Origin of the sequence: Streptomyces sp. SID14478 (assembly GCF_010548525.1) — a bacterium.
GTDB lineage: Bacteria > Actinomycetota > Actinomycetes > Streptomycetales > Streptomycetaceae > Streptomyces.
In genome coordinates, this window is the sequence record NZ_JAAGMG010001384.1 from 1 (window position 1) to 13,024 (window position 13,024).

Genomic DNA, 13,024 nt, shown 5'->3' on the forward strand with positions numbered 1-13,024 from the left:
GCGGCGGGCGAGGCGGCGAGGGCGGTCAGGGCCAGCGGGGCGACGCCCGTCGCGGCGAGGGCGGCGATCTTGCGGCGTGCGGGCATGGGAGAACTCCTAGGGGGACGACAGGGGTGGGGGGAGGCTCCGTCGACGTGCGGTGAACGGACCCCGGTGACAAGCAAGTTAGCCCGCGAAAACGCCCCGGTCGGCCCTTGCGGCCCCGCTGAGTCGATCTTTATGGCCCGCTTAAGGCGCGGCTCAGATGGAGATCAGACAGCGGCCCGCGCGCCCTGGGAGAACCGGCGACGGCGGCGCTCGCAACGCCCCGTCCCACCGCGGCTCGGGGACACCCGTGCCCGCCGCACCGTGGCCGCTCGGGAAGAAGCCCCTGGTGCGGGGCAGGAGGCGTGGCGTAGACAGGACCGCATGAGCGAACGCACCACAGGCCGCACGATCCGCCCCGCCGTCGACGCCGACGTACCCGCCGTCCGGGCCGTCACCGACGCGGCGTACCACCACTACATCGCCCGCATCGGCATCGCGCCCCAGCCCATGGAGGCCGACCACGCCGCGAACGTGGCGGCGGGCCTGGTGTACGTCACGGGGGAGCCGGACGTCCTGGGGCTCGTGGTCGTGCAGGCGCGGCCGGACCATCTCTTCCTCGACAGCATCGCCGTCCGCCCCGACGCCCACGGACAGGGTGTGGGCCGCGCCCTGCTCGGCTTCGTCGACGAGCACGCGCGGCAGCTGGGCCTGCCCGAAGTACGGCTCTACACGCACTACTTGATGGTGGAGAACCAGAAGATCTATCCGCGGTACGGCTACGAGTTCGTGGAGCGCCGCGTCGACGGCCCCTACGACCGCATGCACTACCGCAAGCGTCTGACGCCCATGTGACGGCCCGCCTACTCGTCCGGCCACCACGTCTTGCGCACGTCCTTGCGCACTTCCGGGCGCTCGCGTGCCTGCTCGGCCGCTTCTTCCCGCAGCCGGCGCGTAAGGGTGCTCGCGACGGTCGGCTTGTGCATGGTCACTCGGCGCATGGTGCCTCCTGTACCTACACGGCTTCCAACGTGGTGCTGTTGTAGACCTGTTCCCGGAGCGTTGCTCATCGAAGCGCAATTGTCAGTGGCGGTTGTCACGATGAGGGAATGACGTCCTCACGGCACCGTACGCAAGGTCAGTCCAGCAGCCGGGCGAAGCGGCCGTCCCGTGCCAGGACTTCCAGCTCGTCCAGGGCCCGGTTCGCCGCCTCGGCGGCGGCCGGGTCCCGCTCCGTGAGGCCGCTGTCCGCGAACTCGTCCTCGTCGAGGCGGATCACCTGCGAGCCGTCGGCAGACACCCACAGGTCGAGGTCCAGGTCCTCGGACAGGAGGGTGGCGCCGTCGCGGACCACGGGCCGGGTGATGTCGCAGTACCAGCCCTTCAGCGTCCCGTCGCCCGCCCGGACCTCCTTGATCGCGTACCAGCGGTCGCGCCAGTAGTGCTCCGTGAAGACGTCGCCCGGCTCGAAGCGGACGAAGCCGAAGTCGCGGACGCCCTTGCCCGCCCAGTCGGCGCGCACGGTCAGGTGCGTGCCGTCGTCGGCCAGCAGCCGCGCCGGGTAGCCGATCTTCGTGCGGCCCGCCTTCACGAGCGTGACCAGTAGTTCCTCAGGAGTCGAGGGTGCGGACATGGCGGACCTCCGTCGCGTCGATCTCGTAGCCGAACCACCTGTTGATCGCGAGCATCGGCTCGTTGCCCGCGTCGTTGCCCGTGTACGCCACCGTGCAGCCGGCGGCGCGGGCGCGGTGCAGCGAGTCGCTCTTGGCGAGCTTGGCCAGTCCCCGGCCGCGGAAGGCGCGGGCCGTGCCCGTCATCCCCGTCGCGTAGCGGCCCTCGCCGTCGGTGCGGGCGAGGGTGAACGCGACCGGGGCGCCGTCCACCACCGCCACCGTCGTCAGGGCGTGGTCGAGGAGGGGCTGACGCCAGGTGTGCGTCAACCAGTGCGCGTAGTCGGTGAGTGCGGAGCCGACGTCACCCGGCTCGTCCGCCAGCGTCTGAGCCTGCAGCGCGAACAGCGGGCGGGGGTCGTCCGCGTAGTCCGCCGCCGTGACCAGCTCGACCCCGGGAGCGGGGGACTGCCGGGGCGGCAGGGTGCCGGCCGCCAGGTCCAGGCGCAGGAAGTGGGCCGAGCGGCTCCTGCGGTAGCCGCGGGCCGCCGCCCACGCCAGGTTCCGCGGGCCGTCCAGGGACCAGCAGAACACCTGCCTCGCGCCGTGCCGCGCGAGGTGTTCCTCGGCCGCGCCCAGCAGCAGACCGCCCGCGCCGCGGCCCTCGTGCCCGGGATGCACGTACACGTTGGCGTAACCCTGGCCCGGCTCCGGGCTGTCGTGCGCGATGCCGACCTGCGCCGTACCGATCAGCTCGCCGTCGTCGGCCACGGCGACCAGCTGGCGGTAGTGCGCGTCGGGATGGACGTGCAGGGCGTCGTGCACCACGGAGGCCGGGGTGGCGAGCAGGGCCGGCAGACAGATCCGGCGGATCCGGGCGAAGCCCTCGGTGTCCGCCGGGTCGTCGGGGCGCACGGTGCGGACGATCACGGTCATGGGGCCGCACGCTACGCGCCGCTCGCGTCCGGGTGCCTCCCCTTTTCCCGCGCTGCGGCAGAATCTGCCCTGTGACCTTGAAGCTCCGCATTGACGACAGCGCCGCGCCGTACGAGCAGGTGCGCGCCCAGATCTCCGGGCAGGCCCGGGCAGGCACCCTCCCGGTCGGCTACAAGCTGCCCACCGTGCGCGGCCTCGCCGAGGAGCTGGGCCTCGCGCCGAACACCGTGGCCAAGGCCTACCGGGCCCTGGAGGCGGACGGGGTGATCGAGACGCGGGGACGCAACGGCACGTTCATCGCCGCCGCACGGGACGCCGCGTCCCGGGAGGCCTCCTCGGCGGCGCAGGCGTACGCGGAGCGCGCCAAGCGGCTCGGGCTGTCCGAGGAGGCGGCGCTCGCCACGGCCCGGGACGCCGTGCGGGCCGCGTTCTCCTAGGCACCGGGCTCTTCCCGGGGCACGCATACCCACCTGGACACCGGGCGGGCGCCCGCCTACAGGTACAGGCCCGCGTCCGCCTCGCCCCGCTGGTCGGGGACGGACGTGGGGGAGATGCCGCGGCGCAGCGCGTACAGCTCGGCCAGGGTCGCGCCCTCGCGGCCGACGCCCTCCTGCGTGCCCAGCCAGGTCACCGCTTCGCGGCGGGTCAGCGGGCCCACCTCGATGCGGGCCAGACAGCGGCCGGGCCGGACGACGGCGGGGTGCAGGCGCTCCAGGTCCTCGTTCGTGGTGACGCCCACCAGGACGTTGCGCCCCTGGCCGAGCAGGCCGTCGGTCAGGTTGAGCAGACGCGACAGGGCCTGGCCCGCCGTGTGCTTCGCCTCCCCGCGGATCAGCTCGTCGCAGTCCTCCAGAAGCAGCAGCCGCCAGCGCCCCTTCGCCGTCCCGTCGTCCTCGCCGATCGCGATGTCCATGAGGTATCCGACGTCGGAGAACAGCCGCTCGGGGTCGAGGACGCAGTCGACCTGGCACCAGTCCCGCCAGGAGCGGGCCAGCGTGCGCAGCGCCGAGGTCTTGCCGGTGCCCGGCGGGCCGTGCAGCAGGAGCAGCCGGCCCGCGATGTCCTCGGGGCGCGTCTTCATCAGGGTGTCCATCGCCTCGGCGACCGGCTCCGTGTAGTTGGACCGCACCTCGTCCCACGTACCGGCCGAGATCTGCCGCGACGTGCGGTGCGGGCCGCGCCGCGGCGAGACGTACCAGAACCCCATCGTCACGTTCTCCGGCTGCGGCTCCGGCTCGTCCGCCGCGCCGTCCGTCGCCGACGTGAGGATCTCCTCGGCCAGCTCCGCGGTGGTCGCCGTCACCGTGACGTCGGCGCCCCTGTTCCACCGGGAGATCAGCAGCGTCCAGCCGTCGCCCGCGGCGAGCGTCGCGCTGCGGTCCTCGTCGCGTGCGGAGCGCAGCACCCGGGCGTCCGGCGGCAGCAGCGTGGCGCCGGAGCGCACCCGGTCGATGTTCACGGCGTGCGAGTGCGGCTGCTCGCCCGTGGCGAAGCGGCCGAGGAACAACGCGTCGACGACGTCGGACGGCGAGTCGCTGTCGTCGACACCCAGCCGGACCGGCAGCGCGTCGAACGGGTTCTCAGACATGCCGCCATGATCCGGCACGGACGAGTCGCCCGCACGGGATTTCCGCAGCACGTCACACCTGTGACCCGGTGAATCCTGTGACCATCCTGTGGCAACGGACCCTGTCCCTCCGCCAACTGCCCTCGTTACGCTTGCCCTTGATGGGACGTCATGGGTGGAATTCGGGGGCATGGCGGTGGCGGATCGCCGCCCTGCTCGGCGTGGGGGCGGCCGCTCTGGCCCTGGTGCTGACGGTGCTCAGCCCCCTTCCCGACAGCAAGGGTTCCACCGCGGGCACCACGCCCGACGGGGACAAGGTGCACGGCACGCCCGCCGAGCCGCCCGTGCGGCCGGGCCCCGAGGTCGGCTGGGGATTCACGCACACCGAGCACTCCGCGGACGAGGGCGCCGACGCCGCCGTCGCGCGCGCCCGGAGCATGCTCGGTGAGCAGCCGATGCCGCAGGACCAGGCCATCATGGGCTGGGGCGCGGACAACCCCGAACCCGACAAGGGGCTCTATCAGTTCGGGGACCTGGACCGCCGGATCGACTTCGTCCGGAAGTCCGGCGGGACCCCCGTCGTCACCCTGTGCTGCGCGCCGGACTGGATGAAGGGCGGCGAGCCGGGCCCGGACCGCACGGACTGGAGCCAGTCGAACCTGGAGAAGGCGCCCGACCCCGAGCACTTCCAGGACTTCGCGAACCTGGCGGCCACCGTCGCCAAGCGCTATCCCGACGTACGTCACTTCCTCGTGTGGAACGAGTTCAAGGGCTTCTGGAACGAGAGCCAGGCCCGCTGGGACTACGAGGGCTACACGAAGCTCTACAACCTGGTCTACAAGGCCCTGAAAAAGGTCGACGAGGACATCATGGTCGGCGGCCCCTACCTGGTCATGGACAGCCTCAGCCCGCAGCAGACCGAGGGCACCTCCGACACCTTCAAGGGCGCCTGGGGGCGCATGGACCAGCGCATCGTCGACGCCTTCGACTACTGGAACGAGCACAAGGCCGGCGCGGACTTCGTCGCCGTCGACGGCTCCAGCTACACGAACGACGACGAGATGCTGCCCGACGAGTTCAAGGCCACCGACAAGTTCACGGCCGTCGGCTCCTGGGTCCGGCAGCGGACCGGGAACCTGCCGCTGTGGTGGGCCGAGTACTACGTGGAGCCCGCGGACGGCAACGACGAACGCAAGGGGTGGAGCGAGCCGCACCGGGTCGCCGTCCACGCCGCGGCTCTGATGGCCATGGCGAAGGGCGGCGCGACGTCCGGGTTCTACTGGAGTCCCGAGACGCAGAAGGGCAGTTCGTGCGCCGGCTGCCTGTGGCGGCCCACGGACCGTGCGTCCGGGGGCGGTGCGCTGCCCCTGCTCGGCCTGCTGTCGCGGTTCGACGACGAGTTCGGCCCGGGCACGAAGTACCGGAGCGTGACGGTCGCCGAGGACGACGTGCCCCACGTCCGGGTGCTCGCCGACGACAAGGCCGTCCTCGTGGTCAACACCCTGAACCGGGCCATCAGCGCGAAGGTCGACGGCAAGCGGTTCCAGATGCAGGGGTACGAGGTGAAGTGGCTGCGGCGGTAGCGCCGTTCGCCCGGGCCGGGGTGAACGGGGGCAGCGGGCGCCACGGCCCACCTGCCCCCGCGCGACGCCTCCTGCCCCCGCGCTAATGGAGCCCCATCGTGAGGAACCGCTGGATCAGCGACGCCAGCACCACGGCCAGCAACGGCAGCGAGAACCAGAACGTGCTCTGCAGCCAACGCAGTTGCCGCACGCCCGGGCGGATCGCCACCCGGACCACCTCGCGCGCCGTCAGGAGCACGATCAGCGCGAGCGCGGCCAGCGCGCCCACCACCGACCACGGCGTCCAGGTGATCTGCGGGCCGATCGGGCCCGGCTCGGCCTCGGCCACCTTGCCGGTCGGCTCCTGGCGCAGCCGGTACATGGTCACGTCCTCGTTGACGTAGACCTTCTTCAGCTCCTGCCGGTTGTCGAGGTGCTCGACGAGCCGCGTCGGCCAGCTCTTCGCGTAACCGACGTCCAGTTGGAGGTAGGTGACCTGACTCTTGTTGATCATCAGGTACGAGTCCGGGCCCGCGTCCTTGAGCGACTTGACGAGTCCGCCGACCAGCACCGGGTCGACCGGCGCGAGCGTCGGCACGTACTGGACCTTCTCCATGTCGCGGGCGCCCCACGGCAGCGACGGCGTCACGTTGTTCACGGTGTCGTCGCTCATCCACAGCAGGCGGACCGTCGGATCGTCGTGGGCGTAGACGTAGTCCATCGCCGCGACCTCGCCGGGCAGGATCCGCTCGAACGGCTCGTTGCCCCAACGGGCCACCAGGAAACCGCCCATGAGCACGAGCCCGGCCATCAGCGCGGCCAGCGGGGCGAGGCTGACCCGGTCCCGGTCGCGTTCCTTCGCCGTCACGCCCGTGCGCGGGAACAGGGCGAGGCCGGCCAGCAGCGCGGCGCCGGGCAGCGCGAACATGAAGACCCGCAGCGCCATCTCGCCGCCGTACGACTGCATGCCGAAGCCCAGGAACGGCACGAAGGTCAGCACGACCAGCGACCGCTCGCGGTACTTCCACTCGCGCCGGCGCCACCAGCCGTAGCAGGCGAACGCCATCACGGCGCCCGCGAGCAGCACCCGTGTGTACAGGACGAGCTTGTGGGTCGAACTGCCGCCCTGTATACGGCCGGAGACGGAGGAGGTGACATTGCCGCCGACGCCGCCGACGCCGCCGAACAGGTCGTTGAAGTGCCCCGACCAGTACGGCTCCGCGAGGAAGCCGAGCCAGACCACGACGACGACGCCGAACAGCAGTGGCAGGCCGCGCAGTTCGCAGCGGCCCACCAGGACCAGCACCGCGAGGACGCCCAGCATCACGAACGGGGTGAGCTGGTGCGCCGGGACCGTCGCCGCGAACAGCGCGATCAGGACGACGAGCAGCACCGCGCGCTGGCGCCGGTCCGTCGGCTCGACCTCCAGCTCACCGGGGCGCCGCTTGGTCCACAGCACCCGGGGCGCCCGGAACCAGACCAGCAGGATCGCCACGAACACGAGGTAGAGGAGGTACGTGAAGCCCTGCGGCGAGAAGTAGTCCTGGCCGACCCAGCCGCTCAGCACGAAGATCCACAGGCCGGTCCACTTGGCCCGCCAGCTCGCCCGGACCGAGCGCAGCAGCAGGAACATCGGTGCCAGATACAGGAGTTGGACGGCCAGCGGCCACCAGCGGATGACCTCCGTGAGGTCGCTGACGCCGCAGGCCTTGGCGACGAACGCGGCCAGGGCGAAGAACCCGGGCCAGCTCCAGCGGGCGTCCAGGTCGGGGACCGCGGTACCGGTGCGGTCGATGTAGTCCAGGAAGCCCAGGTGCTGCCAGGCCGTCGCGAACCGCGGCTCCGACTCGATGACGGCGGGCAGCGCGTGCAGACAGACGACCGTGGCGAGCAACGTGAGCAACAGCAGTCGTCTGTGCGGGCGTTCGAGCCACAGCAGCGAAGCGAAGACGCCGATGAGCAGCGCGGCGCCGAGCAGGGTCAGGGGCGGCAGGACCGAGATCAGGCCGAGCCCGCCCATCGCGTCCAGATCCGTGTCGCCCATCCCGAGGACCGGGCCCCAGTACAGGCCGAGGGCCGCGACGAGCAGCAGGGAGAGGACGGCGGCGGCCGGGGTGATCCGCGCCCGCCGCTTCCGCTCCGCCGGGACGCCGGACTCGGACTCGGGCTCGGACCCGGGCTCGGACTCCTCGGAGGGCGCTTCCTCGGGCGTGGCTTCGCTCCCGGCCCCATCCCAGGACCCGTGCTCGGACCCGGAATCGAGGTCGAGGTCGAACGGCGCGTCCGGCTCGACCTCGAACAGCGCCTCGGACCCGGCGTCGTACGACACCCCTGCGCCGCCCTCGGTGTGCCCGCGGCTCGACGCCTGCGAGGCCGAGGACGCCTCCTCGACGGCTGAACGGGGCATGGGTGGCGGCGACTTGAGTGCCCACGTCGGCCGGTGCGTGCCGTCCGGCGGGGTCGCCGGAGCCGGGCGCACGTCGGGCCGCCACTCCTGGTGGTCGAGGTTGAGCTGCACCGCGAGATGCAGCGTGTCGGAGTCCATCGCGTCGCGCAGCGCCCACTTCGGACCCTGCCGCTCCGCCGCGCCGGCCGGTACCTTCGCCGCCCCCAGATCGGCCAGGTCGCCGTCGGGCGCCGCGCCGTCGGCGGCCGGTGCCGGGGGAGCGGCGCGCAGGATGCGCCACAGCTTCGGTGCGGCGATCGCCACGATCACGGCGAGCGAGGAGATCTCCGCGACGCCCGCGCCCGTCAGCCCCATCCGGGGCAGGAGCAGCAGCGTCAGACCGAGCACCAGGACGCACAACAGGCCCTGCAGCCAGGCGAGTCCGGAGGTGCGGCTCTGCGCACGCAGCACCGCGAAGTACGTCTCCATGACCACGCGCAGGGCCGCGCCGACCGCGAACCAGCGCAGCAGCGGCGTCGCCGCGTCGGCGTAGTCCTGCCCGAACACGCGCAGCACGTAAGGCGCCAGGAGGAACAGCAGTCCGCAGATCGGGATCATGATGCGCACCATCCGGCGCAGCGCGGCCCGGGTGTTGGCCGCGAGCTGCGCCGGATCGTGCGAGCCCTCCACGGTCAGCGAGGCGCCCATGTTGATGGCCAGCAGGTTGACCGTGCCGCCGATCGTGGTGGTGATGTAGAAGTACGCGTTGTCGGCGGAGCTGACCTGCGAGGCGATGAGGACCGGTACGAGGTAGACGACGGCCAGCGAGAACAGCGACCCCGTGTAGTCGCCCGCCAGGAAGCGGCCCATCTCGCGCAGCGTCGGCGGATCCGCCCTCTGCTCGGTGGCCTTGATGTGCCGGGGCACGAGCCGCCGGAACACGAGCAAGCCCAGCGGCACCACGGAGAACGCGATCGCGACGACCCACGACACGAACACGCCGGCCGTGGGGATCGCCACGGCGAACGCGACGAGCAGCCCCAGCTTCACCGTGGAGAACACGGTGTTGCCGACCGGCACCCACAGCGCGCTGCGCAGCCCCGTCAGCACCCCGTCCTGGAGCGTGAGCAGGGACCAGGCGATGACGGCCGCGACGAAGCCGAGCCCGTGCAGCGTCCCGTGCAGGAAGCGGTACGACGGCCCCCACGCGTCCAGCGTCAGCAGGAAGACCGTGGCCGCGCACGCGACGGCCAGCGAACTGCCCGCGTACGTACGGAAGATGAAGCGCCCCGTGCTGCGCCCCGCGATCGGGATGAAGCGGGCCAGGGCGCCGGTCAGCGTCACGGCGGTGATGCCGGCGAGGAACTTCATCGCCGCGATCGCCGCGGACCCCTGGCCGACGGAGTCCGCCGAGTAGTAGTGGGCGGCGGCCAGCCAGAAACCGACGCCGAGCACGCCGGAGATGCCGGTGTTCAGCATCAGCGCATAGGCGTTGCGGAACAGCTGGTTACCGCCCCCCGACCCCATGCCCTCCGGTCTGCCCTTCCTGCCGCGGCCCATGCCGGGCAGCCTGAGTCTGCGACCGGGCGGCGCCTGCGGCCCGGTCGCGGTACTGGTGGGTGGTGCCTGGGCGGTGGTCGTGTCAGACACGGGTACGGGTTGCCTTCCGGCGGGCCTGTCGGGCTCTGCGGACCACGGCGTACCCCTTGGTGAGGGTACGGTCCCTGGCGAACTGGCGGCCGATCCCGCGGCCCTCGACCAGCCGCTCGAACTCGGCGGGGCCGGTGGACCGGCGCACGGTGACGCGCCGCAGGGCGTACGGGCCCTGACGGCGACGGGCGAGGGCGTTGCCGACGGCGAGCGACTGGGCGAAACCGGCCGCGCGCACCGCCCGCCGCACCCTCCGGTCGGAGTGACCGTACGGGTAGGCGAAGGAGACGGGCGCCGTGCCCAGCTCGCCGTCGACGATCTCCCTGCAGCGCCGCAGCTCGAACTCCAGGTCCTCGGCGTCGAGTTGGTCGAGCTGCGGATGGGTGTGGCTGTGCCCGCCGATCTCGAAGCCCTGCGCGGCGAGCGCCCGCACCTGGTCCCAGTCGAGCATCGTGTCGAGGCCGCCCCCGGTGTCGTACGGCCCGCGCAGCCACCCCGTCGAGACGAACAGGGTGGACGCGAAGCCGTGCTCGGCGAGGACGGGCAGGGCGTGCCGGTGCACGCCCTCGTAGCCGTCGTCGAAGGTGATCAGGACGGGCCGGTCCGGCAGCGGCCGGCCGCCGCCCCGCCAGATTCCGGCGAGGTCGGCGGTGGTCAGCGGGGTGCACCCCAGGTCCGCGAGTATCCCCATCTGCTCGGTGAAATCCGCGGGCGCCACGGAGAGCCCGCGGGTGGCGGGTCTCGGGTCGTGGGCGATGGAGTGGTACATCAGGATGGGGACGGCCCGCTCGGCCGCGCCCCCGGATGCCTGCTGCCGCACCGTCATGCCGCTTCCCCCACGTCCCCCTCGCCCCGGTCGTTCGGCGCGACGCGGAAGGTCGCGCCCCCGCCGCGTGCCCGGAAGCTCCCGAGTACGTACCCGCCGGCCGCGGCCGCCACTCCGGCCACGATGGCCCCGGCCCGGCCCGCGCCCCCCGGCCTGGCCAGGACGAAGTCGCGCACGCCGCGGGCCACACCGGCCGGCAGCACCCGGCTCGTGTACGCGCGCTCGCTCTCCAGGCCCTTGTCCGCGCCGACGCTCCGGGCGACCAGGGCCTTCGACAGGCCCTCCGCGTAGGCGCGGGTGCGGAAGTAGGAGAACTGCTCGCGCCCGGCCGGGACCCGGTGGTGGATCACCGCCCGGTCGTCGATCAACAGCACCGCGTCCGGTCGGGCGCGGGACAGCCGGATGCACAGCTCCGTCTCCTCGCAGCCCAGCGGGCGCCTGTCGCCGTCGCGGCCGATGCCCGTGGCGAAGCCGCCGGCGAGGTCGAAGGCGGCGCGGCGGAACGAGGCGTTGCCGCCCAGCACGTTGCGCACCTCGACCCTGCCGGGCGGCAGGCCCTTGTACGTGCAGCCCACCACCCAGTCGAACTCCTCGGGGAACCAGACGGGCCGGCGCCCCGAGGCCCAGATCGGTTCGGTGCGTCCGCCGACCGCCATCACCTTCGGGTCGGCGTACCCGTCGGCGAAGTGGCGCAGCCAGTCCCGCTCCGCGACGGCGTCGTCGTCGAGGAACGCGATGATCTCGCCGCGCGAGGCGGCGATGCCGGTGTTGCGCCCGGCGGACAGGCCGCGCGGGCCCGCGTTCGCCAGGACCCGCACGTCGGCCGTCTCTCGGTACTCCTTGGCGAGACGCTCGCGCAGCGTCGGGTTGTGGTCGACGACCAGCAGGGTCTCCAGGGCCGGATGCGACTGCGTCCGCACGGAGTCGACGGCGGCGAGGATGTCGGTCCAACGGTCCTCGGTGTACACGCAGATGACGACCGAAGCCGTCATCCGCGCGTCATGATGTTCCGTCAAGACCCTTCTCCCCGCACCGTGTCGAGCCGCGCGGCGGCGAGCTTGCCGCGCTGGGCGCGCCGGTTCGAGCGCTCCTTGAGGATCACCTTCAGCACGCGCAGCCCGTCCCGCACCGCGCGGAGGTTGCTGGCGCCGTGGATGCGCAGGTACTCGTGGCTCGGGATCTCCTGGACCCGCAGGCCCGCCTTGACGACCCGGATGTTCATCAGGGTCTCCACCTCGAACCCGGTGCAGTCGAGGTCGATGTCGTCGAGGCAGTGCCGCCAGAACGCGTTGTAGCCGTAGCACAGGTCCGTGTAGCGGGCCCCGAACTTGGCGTTGACGACCGAGCACAGCGCCCAGTTGCCGAGCTTTCTGATGGGTGTCATGTCGTCCGTGCCGCCACCGTTGGCGAAGCGCGAGCCCTTGGCGAAGTCGGCGCCGGAGACGAGCGCGGAGACGTAACTGACGATCTCCTGCCCGTCGGCCGAGCCGTCCGCGTCGACCATCACGATGATGTCGCCGGAGCACGCCTCGAAACCGCTGATCAGGGCGTCCCCCTTGCCCTTTCCGCGCTGCGGCACGACGACGATCTCGGGCCACAGTTCGCGGGCGACCGCGACGGTGTCGTCGGTGGAATTGCCGTCCACGAGAACGACTTCGTGGATCCATTCCGGAAGGGTCTTGAAGACGTACGGAAGATTCTCCGCCTCGTTCATGGCGGGAATGACCACGCTCACGCGCGGTGCGATGGCCAGGTGTGTGGAGATCGCCCGGTACTCGGCAGGTATTCGTGCCGGAGTCGCCCCGTCATCGGGGATCACCGGAGGCACAACGGAACTGCTCACGAGTCTGGTCCCTCTCGTCCGGTGGACCGCCCGCCCCCGGGCGGTCCGGCTGGATATCCGGTTCGAAAGGGGGGTTCTCACAAACGGCCATGCGGAATTGATCTCCGTACCGGCCGGGTGAGCTGGCAGAACACACCGGTTGATTGGACCGGTCGCGCGGCCCGCGGCTCGACGACCCACCTCGCTGGAAACAGCGGCTCACCGAGCACGGTACCCCCCTACCGCGCCCCGCCCCGATCCGTCGCGATCTTGAGCCCTCCCCTAGATCGCATTGCGTGCTGGACCGATGCGGGTGGATGTACGACGGTATTGATGATTGAGCCTCTATGGCAAGACCTGGAACAAGCCTCACGTTTTTGTTGTTTTGGCCGTTACTTGAACTGCTGTCCCCCTAGTGGATTTTGCCCGGCCGTTTACGGAATCGAATACTCCATTGAAGGAGAAAGGTGACGGCGCTCAGGACGCCCACGGCGATCACTCCGCCGTCGACCGACCAGTGATGCGTGGCGAGCATGCCCTGCGCCACCAGCATCACCACGGCGACCGCGCCGGCGGCGGACGTCAGCGCGCGGGCCCACGGATCGAGGCCGCGCAGCGCGGCGGCGAACGCGGCGCCCGGC

Annotated in this window: 11 protein-coding genes and 1 pseudogene; 3 read left to right on the top strand and 9 right to left on the bottom strand. The window is 71.7% G+C overall.

Annotated elements, in window-relative coordinates:
• Nucleotides 1-408 precede the first annotated feature (408 nt).
• Nucleotides 409-879, top strand: coding sequence for a GNAT family N-acetyltransferase (locus G3I40_RS43850; RefSeq protein ID WP_164304691.1), 471 nt, complete (start codon nucleotides 409-411; stop codon nucleotides 877-879).
• Between the two features lie 8 nt (nucleotides 880-887).
• On the opposite strand, the gene G3I40_RS46725 is transcribed toward G3I40_RS43850, so the two are convergent.
• The 3 genes from G3I40_RS46725 to G3I40_RS43860 form a co-directional block, all read right to left on the bottom strand.
• Complete coding sequence (locus tag G3I40_RS46725; RefSeq protein ID WP_203644835.1) at nucleotides 888-1,025, bottom strand: hypothetical protein; 138 nt, start codon at nucleotides 1,023-1,025, stop codon at nucleotides 888-890.
• Between the two features lie 137 nt (nucleotides 1,026-1,162).
• Nucleotides 1,163-1,657, bottom strand: a complete 495-nt coding sequence (locus G3I40_RS43855) for a DUF402 domain-containing protein (RefSeq protein WP_164304692.1) — start codon at nucleotides 1,655-1,657, stop codon at nucleotides 1,163-1,165.
• Entirely contained in the window at nucleotides 1,635-2,570 is a 936-nt protein-coding gene (locus G3I40_RS43860) for a GNAT family N-acetyltransferase (RefSeq protein ID WP_164304693.1), read from the bottom strand. The genes G3I40_RS43855 and G3I40_RS43860 overlap by 23 nt, the downstream gene beginning before the upstream one ends.
• Before the next feature lie 71 nt (nucleotides 2,571-2,641).
• Between G3I40_RS43860 and G3I40_RS43865 the strand changes: the two genes are divergently transcribed.
• Complete coding sequence (locus G3I40_RS43865; protein ID WP_164304694.1) at nucleotides 2,642-3,007, top strand: GntR family transcriptional regulator; 366 nt, start codon at nucleotides 2,642-2,644, stop codon at nucleotides 3,005-3,007.
• 56 nt (nucleotides 3,008-3,063) lie between these two features.
• On the opposite strand, the gene G3I40_RS43870 is transcribed toward G3I40_RS43865, so the two are convergent.
• Entirely contained in the window at nucleotides 3,064-4,158 is a 1,095-nt protein-coding gene (locus tag G3I40_RS43870) for a DUF5925 domain-containing protein (protein WP_164304695.1), read from the bottom strand.
• A 140-nt stretch (nucleotides 4,159-4,298) separates the two neighbouring features.
• Between G3I40_RS43870 and G3I40_RS43875 the strand changes: the two genes are divergently transcribed.
• Nucleotides 4,299-5,720 carry a xylan 1,4-beta-xylosidase gene (locus G3I40_RS43875; RefSeq protein ID WP_164304696.1) on the top strand — a complete coding sequence of 474 codons (1,422 nt, stop codon included), beginning with the start codon at nucleotides 4,299-4,301 and terminating at the stop codon, nucleotides 5,718-5,720.
• An 82-nt stretch (nucleotides 5,721-5,802) separates the two neighbouring features.
• Here the strand turns inward: G3I40_RS43875 and G3I40_RS43880 are convergent, their stop codons facing one another.
• From G3I40_RS43880 to G3I40_RS43900, 5 genes and pseudogenes are all read right to left on the bottom strand, one after another.
• On the bottom strand, nucleotides 5,803-9,735 hold the full coding sequence (locus G3I40_RS43880) for a lipopolysaccharide biosynthesis protein (RefSeq protein WP_164304697.1): 3,933 nt from the start codon (nucleotides 9,733-9,735) through the stop codon (nucleotides 5,803-5,805).
• Complete coding sequence (locus tag G3I40_RS43885; protein ID WP_164304698.1) at nucleotides 9,728-10,561, bottom strand: polysaccharide deacetylase family protein; 834 nt, start codon at nucleotides 10,559-10,561, stop codon at nucleotides 9,728-9,730. The genes G3I40_RS43880 and G3I40_RS43885 overlap by 8 nt, the downstream gene beginning before the upstream one ends.
• A complete protein-coding gene (locus G3I40_RS43890; RefSeq protein WP_164304706.1) occupies nucleotides 10,558-11,553 on the bottom strand; it encodes a glycosyltransferase family 2 protein in 996 nt (331 codons plus the stop codon). The genes G3I40_RS43885 and G3I40_RS43890 overlap by 4 nt, the downstream gene beginning before the upstream one ends.
• Nucleotides 11,554-11,573: 20 nt before the next feature.
• Nucleotides 11,574-12,389: a glycosyltransferase family 2 protein gene (locus G3I40_RS43895; protein ID WP_164560370.1), complete on the bottom strand. Its 816-nt coding sequence runs from the start codon at nucleotides 12,387-12,389 to the stop codon at nucleotides 11,574-11,576.
• Between the two features lie 406 nt (nucleotides 12,390-12,795).
• Nucleotides 12,796-13,024: pseudogene (locus G3I40_RS43900) on the bottom strand (hypothetical protein); the annotation flags it as partial.